This is a genomic window from Geobacter sp. (genome assembly GCA_009684525.1).
GTDB lineage: Bacteria > Desulfobacterota > Desulfuromonadia > Geobacterales > DSM-12255 > Geoanaerobacter.
In genome coordinates, this window is record WKKR01000007.1 from 18620 (window position 1) to 38702 (window position 20083).

The window sequence follows — 20083 nt, forward strand, 5'->3', positions numbered from 1 at the left end:
CCCCTTTTGGGTATCTTTACCGGGGCGATTTATGCTAGTATCCAGCCCCTGCGCCGACAGGCGCCACCAAAGGCGATATCCGTGAAGAAACCCGAGCTGCTGGCACCTGCCGGCACCATGGAAAAACTGAAGATTGCCATCCATTACGGAGCGGATGCCGTCTACCTGGGGGGAAAGGCCTTTGGCCTGCGCAACCTGGCGGGCAATTTCACCCCCGGCGAGCTCAGGGAGGCGGTCGATTATGCCCATGGCCGCGGGGTGAGAGTCTTCCTGACGGTCAATGCCTATCCGGGCAGCGACGAGCTGCCGGCGCTCAGGAGCTATCTGGAAGAGATCGCTCCTATCCCGGTTGACGCCTGCATCGTTGCCGATCCCGGGGTTATCGCCATGATCCGGGAGGTCTCCCCGGAGCGGGAGATCCATCTCTCCACCCAGGCGAATACCACCAACTGGCAGAGCGCACTGTTCTGGCAACGCCAGGGGATAAAGCGGATAAATCTGGCGCGGGAGACCCCGCTTTCCGGTATCCAAGCCGTGCGCGACAAGGTCTCGGCCGAACTGGAGGTCTTTGTCCACGGCGCGCTCTGTATCGCCTATTCCGGCCGCTGCCTTCTCTCCAGCGTCATGTCCGGACGGCCGGCCAACAAGGGGGAGTGCGCCCATCCCTGCCGCTGGGAATACGCCCTGGTGGAGGAGACCCGCCCCGGCCAGTACTTCCCGGTTGTCGAGGATGGGGGAGGCTCCTTCATCTTCAACTCCAAGGATCTCTGTCTGCTGCCGCACCTGCCGGAACTGGTCGCAAGTGGTGTCGACTCCCTGAAGATCGAGGGGCGGATGAAAGGGAGCTACTATGTCGCCTCGGTGGTGCGCGTCTACCGGACCGCCCTGGACCGTTACTGCGCCGACCCTGACGGTTACCGGTGCGATCCCGCCTGGCTCGAAGAGCTGCAGAAGGTGAGCCACCGGGGCTACACCAGCGGTTTCCTCTTTGGCCAGCCCGGCGAGGGTGACCAGGAGTACCACTCCCGTTACCGCCGCAGCCACCAGTTCGTGGGGATGGTGGAAGAGGTGCTGGCCGACGGCCGGGCCGTAGTTGGCGTGCGCAACCGGATGCTGGACGGAGATGCGGTGGAGCTGATCGGTCCGGCAATGAAGACCGCCAGCCTCACCATGCAGGAAATGCAGGACGAAAAGGGGGCGCCCCTGGCAGTGGCCCAACCCAACCAGCGGATAGTGCTCCGCTTACCGGTGCCGGTGGAACGGTATGACCTGCTGCGGCGGGAATCTACAGACGAGGAACAGTGACCGCGTGAAAAGTATCCTGAGATTCATCACCGCAACTGCCGGCAGTGCCCGGCGTGATCTGACCACATTGACCCTGGTGTTCGGCATCGCCTTTTTCCAATTCCTGGGGCGTTTCCCGCTCATGGAGCCGGACGAGGGGCGCTATGCCGAGATCCCGCGGGAGATGCTTGAACGGGGCGATTTCGTGACGCCGCTTCTGAACTACGTCAAGTATTTCGAGAAGCCGCCGCTTCACTATTGGCTGAATGCCCTGTCGCTGTCCGTCTTCGGGGAGAATGAATTTGCCGCGCGCTTCCCCGGAACGCTTTGCGGCCTTCTCACGGTGCTCTTCACCTATCATATGGGGCGAAAGCTGTTCGGCCGCCGCGAGGGGATGCTGGCAGCCCTGGTGCTCGGTTCGGCCACCGGCTTCCTGGTGCAGTCCCGGATCAATTTCATCGACATGACCCTCACCTTCTGCATGACCGCGGCGCTTGGCTGCTTTCTCCTCGCCTCCCGCCCGGACGAGAAGCGAAAGGGGCTCTATTACTATCTGTTTTATATCTTTGCGGCCCTGGCCGTGCTGGCCAAGGGGCTGATCGGGCTGGTCCTGCCCGGTGCGGTGATCTTCCTCTACCTGCTCATCTGCCGACGCTGGCGTCTCCTGAGGGAGATGCGGCTGTTGACCGGTATTCTGCTCTTTCTGGCGGTCGCCGCCCCCTGGTTCGTTCTCGTGTCGCTGCGCAATCCCGAATTCGCCCGCTTCTTCTTCATCCATGAACACTTCGAGCGTTTCCTCACCAAGGTGCATGGCCGTTACCAGCCGTTCTGGTTTTTCATCCCCATACTCCTTCTGACCATGCTCCCCTGGTCGTTCTTCGTGCCCCAGGCACTTGCCAAAGCCTGGCGGGAGCGGAAGGCGCCCGGCGGCGAAAACCTGATCTATCTCATCCTCTGGGCCGGTTTCATCTTTCTCTTCTTTTCCAAGTCCAATTCGAAGCTCATCCCCTATATCCTCCCGGTCTTTCCTGCCCTGGCCCTTCTGGTCGGGCGCTTGTTTTGCACGATCCTGGACGGAGAAGAGCTGCCGGCCAGGGTCACCATGGTCCTGGCAACAATCCTCTGCATCGTGGGGCTCGGTGCGATGGTCTATCCCCATGTGGCAACCCGGCCCGATCTGTCGCCGGTCGGCGGCATCGTGGCCGGGGGGATCTTCCTGGCAGAAGGAGTCCTGGCCTTTGTCGCCGTTCACTATCGCGACGGTCAGCGGCTGTTGCTGACCCTCTGCGCCGGCGGGTTGCTCCTGGCCGTGGTGGGGCCGCACTTTTTCTACGAGCGGATCTCCCAGAGGCGGGCGAGTTCCAAGGAACTCTGTCTCATGGTGCGGAAGGTGGCGGGGCCCGACACGGTGGTCGCCTCGTTCGGCTATGAGCAGGGGCTCCCTTTCTATGCGCAGCGGCGCGTGATCGTGGTCGGCGGGATCGGCGAGCTGGAGTTCGGCTCCAAGCAGGGAGACCAGTCGGCCTGGTTTATGGATATGGACCGATTCGTCCCGATCTGGGATTCGTCCCGTCCCGTGGTTGCGCTCCTCAGGCAAGGGGATCTCGACACCCTCATGAGTAAGTCAAAAACTCAGGTACGCATACTCGGCGAAGACCGCCGCAAGCTTCTGATCACCAATCGCTGACGCAGCGGTTGCGGTGTCCGTCCTGCGCTTCGGATGCGTGTGCCCGATGAGGCCCCGCTGCGGGCCTGGCGGGTGACGGAGCCGACACTGGGGCGGCTTTGTGGCGCGAAAAGTGTTTGCACGACCGTGGGATTTGTGCCATAAATAAGCGATTTGCGATAGTTCCTGGAGGTTTCCGGTGCGCAGCGAGTTTCTCCCCTTTTCCACTCCCACCCTAGAGGACGCAGAGATCAACGAGGTCGTTGATTCCCTCCGTTCCGGCTGGATCACCACCGGCCCCAAGGTGAAGCGTTTCGAGGACGCCTTCCGGGCGTATGTCGGCGCCCCCTATGCCGTGCCGCTCAGTTCGGCCACCGCGGGGCTCCACCTGACCCTGCTCGCCCTCGGCATCAAGGAGGGAGACGAGATCATCACCACTCCCATGACCTTTGCCTCCACGGCGAGCATCCCGGTCCTGTGCGGTGCAAAGCCGGTGCTGGTGGATATCGAGCCCGGCACCCTCAATATCGATGCCCAAAAGATCCGCGAGAAGATCACCCCGAAGACCCGGGCGATCATCCCGGTCCACTTTGCCGGTCAATCCTGCGATCTCGACCCGATCTTCGCCCTGGCCCGCGAATTCGGGCTCACCGTCATAGAGGATGCGGCCCATGCCGCGGGCACCGAATACAAGGGGAAGCGGATCGGCTCCTTCGATTCGATCTCCATCTTCTCCTTCCATCCCAACAAGAACCTGACCACCGGCGAAGGGGGGATGGTCTGTACCCCGGACGAGACTCTGGCCGAGGAGGTGTCGCTCCTCAAGTTCCACGGCATGAGCCGCGAGGCGTGGAAGCGCTTTGCCGCCAGCGGTACCCCCAACTACGACATCGTGTTGCCCGGCTTCAAATACAACATGATGGACATCCAGGCGGCTATCGGCATCCACCAACTCCCCAAGCTGGACCGCTTCATCGAACGCCGCACCGAGATCGCCGGATTCTACAACCAGGCCCTGGCCGATGTGGCTGAGTTGGCTCTTCCCGTCTGCGGCCCGTATCCGCAACGCCATGCCTGGCATCTCTACACGCCGCTGGTCCGGATCGAGCTGCTCGACATAGACCGTGACGGCTTCATGGCCGAGCTGAAGAAGCTGAACATCGGCACCGGGCTCCACTACAAGGCGGTCCACCACCATGCCTGGTACCGGGAGCATCTCCCCCAGCCGGCAGGCAGCCTGCCCCATGCCGATTACGCATCGGACCGGATCCTGTCGCTGCCGCTCTTCCCGAAGATGACCGATCAGGACGCGCGGGACGTGGTCGATGCGGTGAAGGACGTGATCGTGAAATTTCGGAAATAATTTGTAGGGGCGGCCCTGCGTGGCCGCCCAACAAAGGGCAACCATGCAGGGTTGCCCCTACGGGAATTACCAATGCCGCAACAGCCGTACATCTCCATCATCATCCCGGTCTACAACGAGGAAGGGAACCTGGACAACCTCATGGCCAGGCTCTACCCGGTCATGCAGGGGCTTGCGCTCCCGTTCGAGATCATCTTCACCGACGATGGCAGCCGGGACCGCTCCCTGGAGATACTGCAGGGATTCACTGCCCGCTACCCCGAGGTCCGGGTGGTGGAGTTCAACGGCAATTTCGGCCAGCACATGGCGATCATGGCCGCTTTCGAGGTGAGCCGCGGCCAGATCATGATCACCCTGGACGCCGACCTGCAGAACCCGCCGGAAGAGATCCCCAAGCTCATTGCCGAGGTGGAGAAGGGGCACGATGTCGTCGGCAGCATCCGCCAGAAGCGGCAGGACACCTTTTTCCGCAAGACCGCGTCGCTGATGGTGAACGTCGTCACCCGCAAGATGACCGGCATGAAGATGAGCGACTACGGCTGCATGCTGCGGGCCTATCACCGCAACGTGGTGAACAACATCAACCGCTGCCAGGAGGCCTCCACCTTTATTCCGGCCCTGGCCCAGACCTTTGCCTCCTCTCCGTCAGAGGTCGGGGTGGCCCATGCCGAGCGGCTCGAAGGGGAGAGCAAATACTCGCTCTACAAGCTGATCCGCCTCAACTTCGACCTGATGACCGGCTTTTCCGTGGTGCCGCTGCAGATCTTCGCCCTTTTGGGGATCATGACCTCGCTCTTTGCCGTGGCCTTTGCCATCTTCCTGCTGGTGCGGCGCTTCCTGGTCGGCGCCGAGGTGGAAGGGGTCTTCACCCTCTTTGCCATCCTCTTCTTCTTCATCGGCATCACGATCTTCGGCATCGGCATCGTCGGCGAGTATGTGGGGAGGATCTACCAGGAGGTGAGGAGGCGGCCGCGGTACGTGGTGCGCAAGGTACACGGAACTGAAGAGTAACACCGCTACTGTGACTCTTAAAAAAACCTTTTCACCACTAAGACACTAAGAGCACTAAGAAAAACAACATGTTTTCTGCTTAGTGTCTTTAGAGTCTCAGTGGTGGATTCAGAGGGTTTTCAAATAAATAACTTTGGTCAGGCATCGTGCATGGATTTGGGGACGGGATGTGAGACCGCAAAGCTTATTGGTGAGCGATTTCTTAGTGTCCTTAGTGTCTTAGTGGTGGATTCAGACGTAGTGTGAAGCAATTTACTCCTTTAAGGAATTTGTACGTGACCACTACCCCAAAAATCGTCGTCTGCGCCTATCATAATGTCGGTTATCGCTGCATGGAGGAGCTGCTCCGCCAGGGGGCCGACGTGCGCCTCGTCTTCACCCACGAGGATTCGCCCACCGAGCAGATCTGGTTCAAGTCGGTGCGGGAGCTGGCGGACAGGCATGGCATCCCGTATGTCACCAGCGACATCAATACTCCGGAGAACGTGGCGCGGGTGCGGGAGATCGCCCCGGCGTTCCTCCTTTCCTTCTACTACCGGAACATGATCAAGCCGGAGGTGCTGGAACTGGCCGCCAGGGGTGCCCTCAACCTGCACGGCTCCTACCTCCCCCGATACCGGGGGCGGGTGCCGGTGAACTGGGCGGTCATCAACGGCGAGACCGAGACCGGCGCCACGCTCCACTACATGGTGGAGAAGCCGGATGCCGGGGAGATCGTCGACCGGGAGCGGGTGGCCATCGCCTTTACCGACACGGCCTTTGATGTCTTCAACAAGGTGACCGACGCGGCAGTGACGGTCATCGGCCGGGCCTGGCCGCAGCTTCTGGTCGGGACCGCGCCGCGCATCCCTATGGATCTGAAGTCCGGCAACTACTGTGGTGGCAGAAAGCCCGAGGACGGCCGGATCGACTGGACCAGAAGCGCCGTTGAGGTCTACAACCTGGTCCGCGGTGTCACCCACCCCTATCCGGGCGCTTTTACCCATCTTGGCGGTCAGAAGGTCGTCATCTGGCAGGCCTGGCCCCTGGAGGGAAGCGGCGAGCCTGGCAGGATCGTATCGAGAGAGCCGCTCCTGGTCGGGACCGGCGCAGGGCTCCTGGAGATCAGGAGTCTGCAGGTGGAGAACGAAGCGGAAACCGACGCTGCCGCTTTTACTGAGCAGAGGCAGTTGCTTACCGCACAATTTAAATAAAACCAACCGGCTTCGAGAACGGCGCCGTATGCAAGGCGCGTGAGGACCGGGGGGCGAGGCGTAGCAGCGCTACGTTGAGCCTCACGGCCCGCAACGCAACGCTGCAGACGGCCCGTTGTCGGAGCCGTAACAAGGAGAAAGTTGAATGAAAGTACTGATACTAGGCGTCAATGGTTTTATCGGCAACGCCTTGACCCGCCGCATCCTCGACACCACCGACTGGGAAGTCTACGGCCTGGACATGAGCGACAACAAGCTCGAACACTCCATCGGCCATCCCCGCTTCCACTTCCTGGAGGGGGACATCACCATCAACAAGGAGTGGATCGAGTACAACATCAAGAAGTGCGACGTGGTGCTGCCGCTGGTGGCCATCGCCACCCCGGTCACCTATGTGAAGGACCCGCTGCGCGTCTTCGAGCTGGACTTCGAGGAGAATCTGAAGATCATCCGCCAGTGTGTGAAGTACAAGAAACGGGTCATCTTCCCCTCCACCTCCGAGGTCTACGGCATGAGCCCGGACCGAGAGTTCGACGAAGAGAGCTCGCCGCTTATGCTCGGCCCGATCAACAAGGAGCGCTGGATCTACTCCTGCGCCAAGCAGATGCTCGACCGGGTCATCTATGCCTACGGCGCCCATGAAGGGTTCCAGTACACCCTGTTCCGTCCCTTCAACTGGGTCGGTCCCAAGCTCGATTCCATCTCCACGGCCAAGGAAGGGAGCTCGCGGGTCCTCACCCAGTTCCTCTACAATATCCTGGCCGGCGAACCGATCCAGCTGGTGGACGGTGGCAATCAGCGCCGCTCCTTCACCTTTGTGGAGGACGGCATCGACTGCCTGATGAAGATCATCGCCAACGAGAACGGCTGCGCCAACGCCGGCATCTTCAACATCGGCAACCCCGGCAACGACCTGTCGGTCCGGGAACTGGCCGAAAAGCTGATCGCCCTGGTCAAGGAGTATCCCGCCTACCGGGAAAAGGCCGAGAACTGCCGGATCGTGGATATTACCTCGGGCGAGTTCTACGGCAAGGGGTACCAGGACATGCTGACCCGCGTCCCTTCGGTGGAAAACGCCAAAAAGTGCCTCGGCTGGGCACCGAAGACCGGCATCGACGAGGCGCTACGCAAGACGCTGGACTTCTACCTGATTGAGGACAAGGAGAAGATCGAGCACCTGCTGTAACCGCCTGCTGAGGCGTTGGGGGGATCGGGAATGACCGGGATTTTCCGTACATGGGTACTGCTGGCCGCTCTGCTGCTTCTGTCCGCGCAGGCGCAGGCTGCGGATTTCGACTGGATGAAGGCTCGCGATAGCGCCGGCCAGGATGGGGCGGGCATCCAGCAGTATCTCACGTTCAAGGGGGGCGGCTTCTTCCCGGATGTCAGCGTGGATGGCCGCAGCCTCGATTTCGACATCGGCACCGGCGCCGAACTGGGCTACGGCATCCGGCCGCTGCCGTATGTCGCTGCAGAAGCGACGATCGGTTACTATGAGACCGATTATATCAAGGATGATCCCCTCCTGACCCACGATTACGCCGCCGACCCCTTCTATTCCCTTTCCGTCGTGCCGATGGCGCTGACGGCCAAGGCCATAGTCCCCTTGAGTTATGTCGACATCTATGTCCTCGGCGGCGGCGGGATGCAGTACCTGATGGCAAAGAAAAAGATCTCGGCGAACCAGGAACTGGAGGACGACGACCTGACGACCGCCCTCTATTATGGCGGCGGGGTTGCCTTAAAGCTGGGTGGGGCGGGCTCTTTCGCCATAGAGGTCAAGCGGATCGAGCAGCTGAAAAGCACCATGATGGGGAGTTCGTTCGATATTTCAGGTACGTTTCTGTACGGATCCGTGACGATGGGGTTCTGATACCCTTTGTGCCGCGGTAAACCTGCCCGGAGGGCGGGAGCGCAAACTGCATGACTGAAAGACCCGCCACAGTTGCCCTCAAGGTCGACGTTGATACCTTCATCGGTACCCGCGACGGCGTGCCGCGCCTGCTGGAGACCCTGAAGCGATTCCACATCAGGGCCACCTTCTATTTCTCCCTCGGTCCGGACAACTCGGGCAAGGCGATCCGCCGCATCTTCCGGAAAGGGTTTCTGGAGAAGATGCTCCGGACCCGCGCCCCTTCGGTCTATGGCCTGCGCACCATGCTCTACGGCACCCTCCTGCCTCCCCCCATCATCGGCGAACGCCTGCCGCAGATTCTGCAACTAACCGAACAGGAAGGGCATGAGATCGGCATCCACTGCTGGGACCATGTCAAATGGCACGATTACCTCCCCTGGCTCCCCAAACAGTCCGCCCTGCTCGAACTCGGGCGGGCGAGCGCCCTGTTCGAGGAGATCATCGGCCGCCGCACCCGCACCACTGCGGCTCCCGGCTGGACCGTCACCGCCGATTCCCTGGAGATCCAGGATGCCATGGGGCTTACCCACTGCAGCGATGCCCGTGGCACCCATCCCTTCTATCCGGTCATGGAGGGCCGTTTTTTCAATACACTGCAGATCCCTTCCACCTGGCCGACCATGGACGAACTCCTCGGCGAGAACGGCATCACCACTGCCAACATCAACGACCACTATCTCTCCCTGTTGCAACCGGGGCTCAATGTGCATACCATCCATGCGGAACTGGAAGGGAAGGCGTTCAGCGATCTCTTTACCGATCTCCTGCAACGGCTGCGCAACCGCGGGGTGCGGTTTATGACCCTTGACGAGGTGGCAAAGGATGTCGGCTACGATGCACCAGCCTGCGAGCTGGCAATGGGCACCATTGCGGGCAGGGCGATGCCGGTGGCGCTCCAGGGGATGAACCGCGATGCCTGATGCGACGACTGTCAGGCACTACCGGGTGGCACGCCGCGACATGGTTTTTCTCAAGTTCATCGTCGAGGCCTACGAGGGGATGATGACCATGAGCACGGTCGACCAGCGGGAGGGGATCGTCCGGATCAGCTCCGCCGACTGGGCTGCAGCCGACAGCGCGGCGCTGCTTGCCTCGCTGCAGGGGGATATAACCCTGGAAGAGATGCCCGATTACGCGGCACACTGACCGATCCGGTCTTTCCCGCCGCATTTTGAGTACCTACGACAAGAAACTGGAGGGCGACAGTGCTTGAAACCATGGATATACGGAGTATCCTTTGCCGCGCCCTTGCCAATGGCGGCGAGTTTGCCGACCTCTATTTCGAGGAGGGGACGGCAACCGGTGTCAGCTGCGAGGATGGCAGGATCGAACGGGTCATTTCCGGTAGCGACAGGGGGGTGGGGATCCGGGTTATCGCGGACCTGCGCACTGCATATGCCTATACCAACGAGGTGACGGAGCGAGCGCTCATGGAGCTGGCCGAGACCGTGAGCCGTGCCGTGCAGGGGCGGCGGTTCGAGGGTGCCATCGATCTTCGCAGCCGTGTCGTCGGTCCGGGGTTCCCGATCCTGGAACCGCCCGACCTGGTGCCGCTGGAGGAGCGAGTGGAGCTGGTCCGCCTGGCCGACCGGGTGGCACGCGGCGTCGATCCGCGCATCCGCCAGGTGACGGTCTCCTACCGCGACGGCGGGTCGCGGAGCCAGATCGCCAACTCGCTGGGCGAATTCGTGGAAAACAATCGCACGGGCGTGGTCTTTGCAGTGCAAGCGGTAGCCGCCGATGGCGGGGTGATCCAGACCGGTTACGAGCCGGTGGGGGGCTTCTGCGGCTTGGAGATTCTCAGGACGCACCCGGTGGAGGAGATTGCCCGGACCGCGGCCCGCAGGGCGGTCATGATGCTGGAGGCCCGCAAGGCTCCCGGCGGCATGATGCCGGTGGTCCTCTCGTCCGAGGCGGGGGGGACCATGGTCCACGAGGCGATCGGCCATGGCCTGGAAGGAGACCTGGTCCAGGCCGGGGTGTCCATGTACACCGGAAAGATCGGCACTGTGGTCGCCTCGCCGCTGGTCACGGTGGTGGACGATTCCACCATCCCCAATGCCCGGGGCTCGTTCTCCTTCGACGACGAAGGGGTTCCTGCCCAGCGGACCGTGCTGGTGGAGAACGGCGTGCTGAAGGGTTACCTCTCCGACCGCCTCACCGCCATGAAGACCGGCCAGGCATCCACGGCCAACGGCCGGCGCGAGTCGTACCAGACCAAGCCGATCGTCAGGATGACCAACACCCTGATCGCGCCCGGCAGCACACCCCCGGAAGAGGTGGTGCGGGAGGCGACGCATGGCCTGTTCGTCAGGAAGATGGGGGGCGGGCAGGTGAACACGGTCACCGGCGACTTTGTCTTCGAGGTCACTGAGGGCTACCTGATCGAAAACGGGACGATCGGCGAACCGGTACGCGGGGCAACCCTCACCGGCAGCGGGCCGGCTGTTCTGCAGAATATCGTCCGGGTCGGCAGCGATCTCGGTTTCGGCATCGGCACCTGCGGCAAGGATGGCCAGGGGGTGCCGGTATCCGATGCCCAGCCGACCCTGCTGATTTCCGAGATTACTGTTGGCGGGGCAGCCTGAGCGGAGTGGCGACAGATGCGTGAAACCAGGGCACATACGGCGGCAGGGGAGATCTTTGCCGCGTTGAGCCATGCCGGCTTTCTACAGGGGCACCTCCTGGCGCCGTTCAAGCGCCAGGGGACCGGTGCGGCCGCAGGTTCTTCCTGGCAGTATGCCGGCAACAACGGGGTGCCGCCGCTCTTTTCCCGCATCGCCGAAGCTTCCCTTGCCGAACTGCTCGACCGTGCCCAGCGCCGCTCAAGCCCCCAGGTAACCAGGACCCCGGCCGGGCTCTATTTCTTTGCCCTGCCCCTGGGAGGTGCGCCCCCCCCCTGGTGCCTGGCCTGCGGCGGGGTGCGCGATGCCCGCCTCGACCTGTTGCGGGTGGAAGAGCTGGCCGTCAGCCTGGGCGAAGACCCGCTTCGCCTTCTGGAAGAGCTGGAAGCCCTGCCCGTTGCCACCTTCGGTTCCGTTGCGGAACTGGCAGGCCGCACCTTTGCCCTGGTCCGCCTCCTGAGCGGGCATGATCTCGTGCCGGCCCAGGGGCCTGAGGGGGATGAACTGCTCCGCCTGGTGCTGGAATTGTCGTCAGAGCTCGACCGGGCAGCCACCCGCGACGATGTCATTGCCCTTCTGGCCGAATCCCTGGGAATTCTCTTCGATCTGCAGGGGGTCGCAACCATCCTTCCTGCCGAGGGCGGTCCGGGCTGGCAGGTCTGCCCGGCCTGGGGGGCGGAGTTCACCCCGTTTGCCCTGCAGGATCAAGGTGCGCGCCACTGTCTCGGCGGCCAGGGGACGGTCCGTCTGCCTGTGCACGACCTGGCCGGCTTTCTCCCCTCCTATGCCGGCAACAGCGGGATCTGCGTGCCGTTACTGGAGGGTGACGCGACCCTGGGCGCCCTGCTGCTGGTCGGAGAACGGTTGCGGGGCAACGATCTCCTCATGCAGGAGCTTCTGATCGGCCGAGCGGCTGCCCGGATCGCGGGAGTTCAGCGAGAGCGGCAGCAGGCCGAACAGGTGGAGCGCGCCGAGCGGCTGGTGCAGATCTTCACGGAACTGACTCTGGTGGAGGGGATGGAGGAGCTCTGCCGCAACGTTCTGGAGCGGGGAGCCAAGCTGGTGGGGGCGCGCTCGGGCTCGCTCATGCTCCTGGACCGGCAGAAGGAATTCCTCACCATTGCGGCGGTGAAGGGGATGCATCCGATGCTGGCACGGCGTTTCACCGTGAAGCTGGGGAGCGGCATTGCCGGTCAGGTGGCCCTGACCGGGCAGCCGGTGCTGGTGAACGATATCGTCAACGACGAGCGGTTCACCATCGGGCACCGTTCCCGCTTCAAGACCGGCTCCCTCATCAGCCTGCCGTTGTCGTGCCGCGACGAAACGGTCGGGGTGCTCAACCTGGCCGACCGCGCTGATCAGACCCCGTTTGGCAACGACGACCTGGAACTGCTGACCAGGCTGGCGACCCATGCCGCCGGACTGCTCCTGCGGATGAAGAGCCATGAAGGGGTGCGGCTTCTGGAGCGTCTTTCCATCACCGATCCGCTCACCGAGCTTTACAACCGGCGCTTTCTGGAGCGACGGATGGACGAGGAGCTTTCCCGCAGCGTGCGCAATGGCCTGCGGCTCAGCGTGATGATGCTCGACCTGGACAATTTCAAGCTCTATAACGATCTCTGCGGCCATCCGGCCGGCGACCTGGCGCTGCGGAAGGTGGCGCAGCTCCTGCAACGGTCGGTGCGGGAGATGGACGTGGTGACGCGCTATGGCGGCGAGGAATTCTGCATCCTCCTCCCCGATACCCCTAACGTGGATGCCCATTTTGTCGCGGAGCGGATCCGCTACGCCATCGAGCACGAACTCTTTGCCGGCGAGGAAGGGCTCCCGTCCAGCACCCTCACCATCAGCATCGGCATCGCCACCTACCCGGACAACGGAGCCACCGCCGCCGATCTCATCTCCACTGCCGATGTGGCCCTCTACCAGGCAAAGGCCGAAGGCCGCAACCGGATCGTCTCCAGCCTGGATCTCCCGACTGCCAGCAGGTTCCGGATCGTCGCACCCGCCACCCAGCAGACCCACTGAAACAGGTTGTTGAAAACGAAGTTTCAGCGGAGCTAAAACCAGCCATCTCGCCGCCGTCCTCGAAAGCCACCTTGTGCGGCGTAGCGCTGCTACGCCTCCGCGGGGCTTTCTGCAGGTGCGCCGATCTGACTGCTTTTGAACAACCTGCGTTTTCAATAACGGGCTCGTTTGCCGCTCTGATCCTTTAGTGCATCCGCACGTGCCCGCTCCAGCGCGGCCTTTTCCCGCAACCCCAGCAGGTCGTAGGCCCTGGCGAGATTCCGGCGATAGTCGGCATTCTCCGGGTTGAGGCGGACGGCGGACTCTATCTCGACGATGGCGGCATTCGCCTTGCCATCGGCGGCCAGGGCCGCCCCCAGGTTGTTGCGGGCGTCGGCCAGGGACGGATCGAGCCGGATCGCCTCGCGATAGGAGGCGATCGCCTGCGCCAGGTTGCCGGTGGCTGCCCGGAGCGACCCCAGGGCGTTGTGGGCCTCGGCCAGCGCCGGGTCGAGGGCGAGCGCAGCCTCGTAATCGCTTTGGGCCGCAGCGTATTCGCCGCGGCTTGCCCGGATCACCCCCAGGTTGTAGCGGGCTCGGGCATGGCGGGGGTCGATGGCAAGGGCAGCGCGGAATTCGCTCTCGGCGGCATCGAGCAGTCCGCGCCGGCTCAGCACCACTCCCAGGTTGTAGTGGGGGCGGGCCTTTCCCGGCGCCTTGGCCGCGGCGTCGCTCCAGAGGAGAAGCTCGTCCCCCCAGGTCAGGTTGCGCTGCCAGGTGGCTATCGCCAGGAGCAGCACGATGACGACGGCTGCTGCAATGACCGGGCGGGGCGAAAACCGCTCTGCCAGAGCTCCTGCAGCGGCTCCGGCCACAAGGGCCATGCCGATTGACGGAAGGTAGAGCCGATGCTCATTGATGACGTCGGCCAGCGGGACTATTGTCTCCACTGCCAGGGTGAGGAAGAACCAGCAGATGCCGATGGCGGCTTGGCGGGCAAAGGGGGTGCCATCTTCACTGGGCTCCTTCATGCTGCGGCGAAAGAGCATGGCGGCAGCGGCGAGAAGCGCCGCGGCAAGGCCGATCCCTGCCAGCACCTTGGGCGCCAGGAGCGAGCGGTAGAGCGGGAAGTCGTAGTCCAGGGTCTGGTTGACCGGCAGCAGCAGGAGCCGCAGATAGGTGACCAGCACGGCCGGCTGGGTGGTCAGATATGCATCCCGCGTGGGGAGCGACGAAGCGGCCGACGCTCCTCCCAGGACGGCCAGCTCCTGCTCGTGGCCGCCGGACAGCAGGGTCAGCAGGGGGATGACCGACAGCAGGGCGAGAAACGGCCCGAGCCGGCAAAGCCGCTGCCGGAGCGTGCCGCGGAACAGGGCGCATTCAAGGAGGCAGATCGCCAGCGGCAGGGTAAAGGCGATCTCCTTGGCGAACATGGCGCAGAGCCCGGCCAGAAGCGCCCCGCCATACCAGGGCCCGAGCCGGCGAAGTGGAATCCCCGCTTCCCGACGCCGGCGGAAAGAGAGATAGAGGGTGCAGGAGAGCAGATAGAGAAGGGTGGCCAGGACGCTGAACCGCTGGGTAACATAGGTGACCGCCTGGGTCTGCACCGGGTGGGCCACGAAAAGGAGCGGCGGGAGGAGCATGGCCAGCCGGGTGGCGCAGGATGCCCCAGCGGAGCGGAGATCGAGGAGCAGCCCGCAGAACCGGTAGAGCAGGAGAGCGGTGGCAAGGTGCAGGGCAAGGTTCACGGCATGATAGCCGGCAACCTCCAGCCCCCCCAGACGGTAGTTCAGCGCCAGGGTGAGAAAGCCGAGAAAACGGCGCGGGAAGGCCGCGAAGATGGCGGGATCAGTGAAGAAGCGGGAGAGATCGCGGATCTGGGGGTTGGTGACGATGGTCCAGCGGTCGTCGAAGACAAAGGGGACAATGAAGCTGTCGGAGTAGGCGAACAGCCCGATTGCGACGATCAGCAGGAGATGGAAGGCCGGCTGTCGCGCCGTTACGGGCAAAGGGGAGAGGGGGCTGGGCATCTGCTCTGCCGGGAGCGGGTGGGCCGTGCGGGACGGCCCACCCCGCCGCAGGTTATTCTTCCATGAGCCTGATGGAGTTGATCATCACCGGCTCGGCAGGGACATCGGTATGGCCGGCCTTGGAGGTGGTCTTCACCTGCTTGATGGCGTCAACCACGTCCATCCCCTCCACCACCTGGCCGAAGACGGCGTAGCCGTACTGTTCCGGCTTTTTCCCCTGGTGGTCGAGGAACTTGTTGTCCACCACGTTGATGAAGAACTGGGAGGTGGCGCTGTCCACCACGTTGGTGCGGGCCATGGCCAGGGTGCCCCGCAGGTTGGAGAGCCCGTTGGCCGCCTCGTTCTTGATGGCGAACTTGGTCTTTTTCGGCTGCATGTCGGCGTCCATGCCCCCTCCCTGGATCATGAAGGTGCTGATCACGCGGTGAAAGGTGAGGCCGTCGTAGTAGCCGTCATTGACATAGGAGAGGAAGTTGCGCACGGAGATGGGGGCCTTCTCCTTGAAGAGTTCGATGGTCACCGGACCCATGGAGGTTTCCATCAGGACCTTGGGATTGGTCGATTCGGTCATGGCTGCTGCTCCTTACAGGTTATTTTCCCCTCTTCTACCATATTTCGCTCAGGTGGTGAACCGTTTTCTGGGGAGCGGTTTGACTGAAGGTTGCAATTGGCCGGGCTGTGGTATAGTTTTAGACGAAATTCATTCGAGGAGGAGACCGTGAACGTGAGAATACGGAAAGGTTGCGCGCTGGTGATCCTGATGACGGCACTCTGCCTGACCTCCGGTCTTGCCGCTGCCGGCGAGTCGCTCATGACGTCGCATCACCAGATGATGGCGCCGCAGCAGGCGAAGGTAGGGGAGCCGGCCCCCGGTTTCTCTCTTGAGGCGGTGGTCGGCACGGAACAGGGCAAGGAATTCAAGCAGGTCAGCCTCTCCGACTATGCCGGCACTTGGCTGGTCCTCTTCTTCTACCCGGCCGATTTCACCTTTGTCTGCCCGACCGAGATCAAGGGGTTCAACGAAAGCGTCGCCAAGTTCAAGGAGCTGGGAGCTGCCGTCGTGGGGGCATCCACGGATAGCAAGTTTTCGCACCTGGCATGGATCAAGAGCGGAGCGCTGGGGGATCTCAAATATCCGCTGCTGGCGGACTTCAACAAGGAGACCGCCCGCCGCTACGGCATCCTCGATGAAAAACAGGGGATAGCCCTGCGTGGCCTCTTCATCATCGACCCCCAGGGGGTGCTGCAGTACCAGGTGGTGCACAACACCGATGTGGGGCGGAGCGTCGACGAGACCATCCGGGTGCTGGAGGCGCTGCAGAGCGGTTCACTCTGTCCGCTGGGATGGAAACCGGGGCAGAAGACGCTCGGCGGCAAGCCGAAGTAGCGCGGTTCCGTCGGAGCGACAGGGAGTTGTGGCTTGACTTCCGGAGCAAAGTACGCTAAAAAAACCATCGCTCGACGGCACGTCGTCGGCACGAAGCAAGCCGGTGTAACTCAGTTGGTAGAGTAGCTGATTCGTAATCAGCAAGTCGGCGGTTCGAGTCCGCCCATCGGCTCCAGTAGCACGCAAGGCCCCACGGAATATCCGCCGTGGGGCCTTTTTGTGTTCCCGTCCGGAAAGGGTTCTTTTCCGCCCTGGCGGCGTCAATCCGCGGGATTCCTTGTGCGGCGTAGCGCTGCTACGCCTCCGCGCAATCCCTTGATTTCCTTGCCAGGACGAAAAATCCCTCCTTTCCGATCCGGGAACCAATAGTTTCCGGGCATGGTTGGCAACCCATGGCTCTCATTGCGCCCATTCCCAAAAAAGTGCGCAAAATGGGGGTGATTTTTTGCGGGGATGGGCATATACTGGGCCGCTGCCGCAGTCGTCGCGCGCCATCCCGAGCCTTGCGGCGGCATCTGACATGACGCGATGCAAAAGGAGGAACACATGAAGCGGTTCGTAGTTCTCTGGATCTGCGTGGTAACGGTTGTCTGTGGCGGGGCCACATCTGCCCTGGCGGAGCTGACCAAGATTGCCGATAACGTCTATTCCTACGTCGGCGTGAAAGAGGCAGGCCCTGCCACCAGCTTTGCCGCCAACGCCGGCATCGTCGTCGGCCGGGACGGCATCCTGGTGATCGACACCCTCATCTCCGCCAAGGAAGGAGAGCGCTTCCTGGCCGACATCCGCAAGGTATCGGACAAGCCGATCAGGTACGTGGTCAACACCCATACCCACCTGGATCATGCCTTTGGCAACTGCGTCTTTGCCCGGCTGGGCGCCATCGTGATCTCCCACGACGCCGACCGCCGGCTCCTGGCAGGGATGGGGGAAGAGATCCTCCGGAATATCGCCGGCTACGGCCTGAAGCCCGAGGATATGGCCGGGACGGAGATTGTCCTGCCCACCCTTACCTTCAATGACACGGTGAGCATCGACCTGGGGGACGAGACCGTTGACCTGATCCGCCTGGCCCCCTCCCACACCGAGGGGAGCACGGTCGTCTACCTGCCGGCCCGGAAGATCATGTTTGCCGGCGACATCCTCTTCACCGATTTCCATCCCTACCTGGCCGACGGCGACATCGCCGGCTGGACCAGGACCCTCGACGCCCTCCAGGCCATGGACGTGGAGCGGATCATCCCCGGTCACGGCCCGCTCTCCACCAAGAAGGACCTGCAGGTGATGAAGGACTACCTCCTCCTGTTCGACGCCAAGGCGCGCGAGCTGACAGCCACCTCGAAGGATGCCGACGCGGTCGCGGCAGAGATGAAAAAGGTCCTGCCCAAGCGGGCCCAGGCCGAGTGGATGATCGCCTACAACCTGAAGAAGCGCTATCTGAAGCCGTGAAGCCGCTGGGCTAGGCTGTAGTGTGTCAGAGGCAAGGCCGATCCCCGCGGGGGTCGGCCTTTTTTTATCGCGGCAACGTCACTTGCGCATGGAGGTCGGCGGCGTATAATGGGGGCGGAATACTGACGAGATCACCGTCGTGGGAACTGAGTTACTTATATGAGAGATATATTCCAAATATAGGTAATAAATTACTTATATCGGGAAACTTGCTAATAACGAGTTATGCAGAAAAATAAAGGAAACCAGAAATGACATTAACCAGCAATGAAACGGCATGGGCTGTCATGATAGTCACATTAGCAATATCGCTTGGATGGGCGACATTACTGGCATGGATAACCATTAAGGCCCAACATGCGAAAAGCATTGACGAAATCAAAGATGACACCAAGAAAATTTTTGTCCGCCTTTTTCTCTGGTTCAGCAACATATGTGCTGTATCAGCGCTTTTATTAGAATTCAGATCAGACGAGGTAATTAATCGTAGAGATGTTTTCTTAATAGTTTGGTCATTTGCCATTTTGTTCATGTCCTTAATAGTCGGGATAATTAACAGAATGAGAGAAATGCTCGAATTACATAAACAACAAGCAGACGCTACGCGGCAATTAACCGGTTTAGTAGGCCACACATTAGATGCCCTACCAAACAATAGCAAACAAACGAAAAAGAAAAATCGAGCATAACCACGTTGTTTGACCTGCCCGATGGCAGGTCAACGCCGGCCCCGTTATACCGGAGAAAAGAGAAAATTATGCAACACAAGGACTGCCACCTTTCTTTTAACAAAATATACATCTTAGAATCGCTGAAATCAGATGAGCGCCATACCGGAAGAGCTCTTTTCAAAGACTCAACGGTTTGGAAAGATGCATATCTTCCTCAGCTTACAATCACGTATTTGACCTTTAATGACAGGAGTGAACTCGATAGCATCTTGAGCGCTATAGAGGACGCAACAAAAACCAAGAACGAACTCCCTTTCATCCACATTGAGGCACACGCGAATGAGGACGCCCTCGGCACGGCTGGTGGGGAAGCAATACCTTGGCAAGATCTCTTTAAATCCCTTCAGAGAATCAATATAAACACAAGAAATAACCTCCTTGTTGTAGTTGCGGCTTGTTTTGGATTCCACCTATTCAAAATTACAGATGTTTTGGAAAGAGCGCCGTTTTACGCTGTGTTAGGTCCGAGACAAGCTGTCAGTTTTAATGAAGTTGAAGCGGGTTATCAAGTGTTTTACCAAGAACTGTTCAAGACAAAAGAGGTCAACGGTGCAATCGCAAAAATGAATGAGACGCTAAAAAGCACCGGGAAACGTTATGGGCTCGTAACCTGTGAAGACCTCTTCACAATGGCATCGAAAAGTTATCTAAAAGAGCATTGTTCAGCCAAGGCAATATTACAAAGGGTAGAAGGCATAGTCTCACAGTACCAAGAGCTTGAGACAAAGACTTTGACAATTCAGGAAGTCCGAAGAAAGGCCAAAGAAAGCCTGAAGAACGGCAACTTAGAGTTTGTTAAAGAATATTATCGAACGTTTGTCATGGTTGACTTGTATCCAGAAAACACAGAACGGTTTGAATTTGATTTCTCCACACTGGTCCACAAGGTATAACTACGCTTCGCCGCTGCACTCTCACACGTTGCCCACAAGGACCATCACCATGGAAATCCAGCCCATAGGAATCATTCACTCACCTCACAAGACAAAGGAAGAATGCCCGATTCAGCCGCTCTATTCCGAAAACGCAGAGGGTCGAGTCGAAGTCTTCCAAGAATACGCTCCCGGTCTCAAGGATATCGAAACCTTTTCCCACCTTTATCTGCTGTACCTGTTTGACCGGGGCGGGGAGGTCGAACTGGTCAGGCCTACGTTTCTTGACGACACACCGCACGGTATCTATGCTTCACGTCACCCTTGCCGGCCAAACGGAATCGGCATGTCTATTGTCAGACTCCTGCGCAGGGAAGACAACGTCTTGATTGTCGATGGCATAGATGTTCTCGACAGGACGCCTTTGCTGGATATTAAGCCATACATACCGCGGTTTGATCTCATTGCCGCAGCATCCAATGGGTGGGTGCAGGAAACAACGTGGCGGCCAAAACCGGGCAATCGAGAATAGAGAGTGAAACGGGCGAACG

At 60.8% G+C, this 20083-nt stretch carries 18 protein-coding genes and 1 tRNA gene; 17 read left to right on the top strand and 2 right to left on the bottom strand.

The genetic code is table 11. The annotated features are described in order from the left end of the window. The first annotated feature begins 81 nt into the window (after window positions 1–81). From GJT30_17420 to GJT30_17470, 11 genes are all read left to right on the top strand, one after another. The gene (locus GJT30_17420; protein MSM41402.1) at window positions 82–1305 is read left to right on the top strand and encodes a peptidase U32; all 1224 of its coding nucleotides are present in this window, start codon (window positions 82–84) and stop codon (window positions 1303–1305) included. Beyond that, complete coding sequence (locus tag GJT30_17425; GenBank protein MSM41403.1) at window positions 1265–2971, top strand: phospholipid carrier-dependent glycosyltransferase; 1707 nt, start codon at window positions 1265–1267, stop codon at window positions 2969–2971. The genes GJT30_17420 and GJT30_17425 overlap by 41 nt, the downstream gene beginning before the upstream one ends. A 178-nt stretch (window positions 2972–3149) precedes the next feature. After that, window positions 3150–4313: an aminotransferase class I/II-fold pyridoxal phosphate-dependent enzyme gene (locus GJT30_17430; protein MSM41404.1), complete on the top strand. Its 1164-nt coding sequence runs from the start codon at window positions 3150–3152 to the stop codon at window positions 4311–4313. Window positions 4314–4385: 72 nt separating this feature from the next. Then, on the top strand, window positions 4386–5324 hold the full coding sequence (locus GJT30_17435; protein MSM41405.1) for a glycosyltransferase: 939 nt from the start codon (window positions 4386–4388) through the stop codon (window positions 5322–5324). A gap of 275 nt (window positions 5325–5599) precedes the next feature. Beyond that, window positions 5600–6517: a formyltransferase gene (locus tag GJT30_17440; protein MSM41406.1), complete on the top strand. Its 918-nt coding sequence runs from the start codon at window positions 5600–5602 to the stop codon at window positions 6515–6517. A gap of 145 nt (window positions 6518–6662) precedes the next feature. Beyond that, complete coding sequence (locus tag GJT30_17445; protein MSM41407.1) at window positions 6663–7703, top strand: bifunctional UDP-4-keto-pentose/UDP-xylose synthase; 1041 nt, start codon at window positions 6663–6665, stop codon at window positions 7701–7703. 30 nt (window positions 7704–7733) lie between these two features. Continuing rightward, window positions 7734–8390 carry an outer membrane beta-barrel protein gene (locus GJT30_17450; GenBank protein MSM41408.1) on the top strand — a complete coding sequence of 219 codons (657 nt, stop codon included), beginning with the start codon at window positions 7734–7736 and terminating at the stop codon, window positions 8388–8390. A 50-nt stretch (window positions 8391–8440) separates the two neighbouring features. Continuing rightward, entirely contained in the window at window positions 8441–9352 is a 912-nt protein-coding gene (locus tag GJT30_17455; protein MSM41409.1) for a 4-deoxy-4-formamido-L-arabinose-phosphoundecaprenol deformylase, read from the top strand. Continuing rightward, entirely contained in the window at window positions 9345–9578 is a 234-nt protein-coding gene (locus GJT30_17460; GenBank protein MSM41410.1) for a DUF4911 domain-containing protein, read from the top strand. The genes GJT30_17455 and GJT30_17460 overlap by 8 nt, the downstream gene beginning before the upstream one ends. Window positions 9579–9637: 59 nt before the next feature. Then, window positions 9638–11020, top strand: coding sequence for a TldD/PmbA family protein (locus GJT30_17465; GenBank protein MSM41411.1), 1383 nt, complete (start codon window positions 9638–9640; stop codon window positions 11018–11020). Between the two features lie 15 nt (window positions 11021–11035). Beyond that, window positions 11036–13084: a diguanylate cyclase gene (locus tag GJT30_17470; protein ID MSM41412.1), complete on the top strand. Its 2049-nt coding sequence runs from the start codon at window positions 11036–11038 to the stop codon at window positions 13082–13084. Window positions 13085–13236: 152 nt separating this feature from the next. Here the strand turns inward: GJT30_17470 and GJT30_17475 are convergent, their stop codons facing one another. Both GJT30_17475 and GJT30_17480 read right to left on the bottom strand, forming a co-directional pair. Beyond that, a complete protein-coding gene (locus tag GJT30_17475) occupies window positions 13237–15093 on the bottom strand; it encodes a tetratricopeptide repeat protein (GenBank protein MSM41413.1) in 1857 nt (618 codons plus the stop codon). A 52-nt stretch (window positions 15094–15145) separates the two neighbouring features. Then, a complete protein-coding gene (locus tag GJT30_17480) occupies window positions 15146–15664 on the bottom strand; it encodes a peptidyl-prolyl cis-trans isomerase (GenBank protein MSM41414.1) in 519 nt (172 codons plus the stop codon). A 189-nt stretch (window positions 15665–15853) separates the two neighbouring features. Between GJT30_17480 and GJT30_17485 the strand changes: the two genes are divergently transcribed. The 6 genes from GJT30_17485 (at window position 15854) to tsaA (ending at window position 20064) form a co-directional block, all read left to right on the top strand. Next, window positions 15854–16480, top strand: a complete 627-nt coding sequence (locus GJT30_17485; protein ID MSM41415.1) for a redoxin domain-containing protein — start codon at window positions 15854–15856, stop codon at window positions 16478–16480. A 99-nt stretch (window positions 16481–16579) separates the two neighbouring features. Next, a tRNA-Thr gene (locus GJT30_17490) sits at window positions 16580–16655 on the top strand. A 371-nt stretch (window positions 16656–17026) separates the two neighbouring features. After that, window positions 17027–17929 carry an MBL fold metallo-hydrolase gene (locus GJT30_17495; GenBank protein MSM41416.1) on the top strand — a complete coding sequence of 301 codons (903 nt, stop codon included), beginning with the start codon at window positions 17027–17029 and terminating at the stop codon, window positions 17927–17929. Window positions 17930–18180: 251 nt separating this feature from the next. Then, complete coding sequence (locus GJT30_17500) at window positions 18181–18618, top strand: hypothetical protein (protein MSM41417.1); 438 nt, start codon at window positions 18181–18183, stop codon at window positions 18616–18618. 68 nt (window positions 18619–18686) lie between these two features. Next, window positions 18687–19553, top strand: coding sequence for a hypothetical protein (locus tag GJT30_17505; protein MSM41418.1), 867 nt, complete (start codon window positions 18687–18689; stop codon window positions 19551–19553). Window positions 19554–19602: 49 nt separating this feature from the next. Then, a complete protein-coding gene (gene tsaA / locus GJT30_17510) occupies window positions 19603–20064 on the top strand; it encodes a tRNA (N6-threonylcarbamoyladenosine(37)-N6)-methyltransferase TrmO (protein ID MSM41419.1) in 462 nt (153 codons plus the stop codon). Window positions 20065–20083 lie beyond the last annotated feature (19 nt).